This is a genomic window from Vibrio sp. 378, assembly GCF_033339435.1.
Map to the genome: position 1 here is coordinate 1 of NZ_JAWOUO010000579.1, position 687 is coordinate 687.

General features: G+C 47.9%; 1 pseudogene. It reads right to left on the minus strand.

Annotated elements, in window-relative coordinates:
* Positions 1 to 658: pseudogene (locus R7Q48_RS27640) on the minus strand (peptidoglycan glycosyltransferase FtsI); the annotation flags it as partial.
* Positions 659 to 687 lie beyond the last annotated feature (29 nt).

Below are 687 nucleotides of genomic sequence, written 5' to 3' on the forward strand. Positions count from 1 at the left end.
AACTGCGCTCAACCCCCTCGAGGCCATGACCGTCAATGCCTGTCACACCGACAAGGTGCGCACTGACTTCGCCAGCCGGGTAATAACGACGAGACTCCGACTTAAGACCAATACCTGGTAGCTTCAGTTCACGAATGTAGTTTGCCATTGCTGGACTCACCTGACGCTGCAGGTAAATAAAGCGACGCTTTTCGTTGCGCTTGATTTTGTCAATCAGGCCTTGGCGATCCACACCTAACACATCAGCTAAGGCATACCAGCTTTGTTTCTGACTTAGCGCATTTTCTTTAAAAATGGTGGCTGGATCGGCCCAAACCGCTTCAACAGGCACACTCACCGCTAAAGGTTCACCATTGCGATCAGAAATAATGCCTCGTGCAGACGGGATAGACTTAACACGAATCGAACGTAGATCGCCCTGCTTAATGAGATTATCCGGCTCGATGATTTGAATATAGGCCACACGAGCGACAAGAAGCGCAAAGGCGCAGAAAACAAAAAACAGCAATAAATGGAAGCGCCAGCGAATCAAAAATGATGGCTCTACTTCTACTTTCGCTGCTTTCGGTGCGGTTTTGGTGTCGTTTACTGCGGCTTTGGGTTTCGCAGAAGACTTCCGCTTATTTCCTTGTTTAGCGTTGGTTTTCTTTCTTATCATTTTAGCGTGATAACCACTTCTTTATCGCC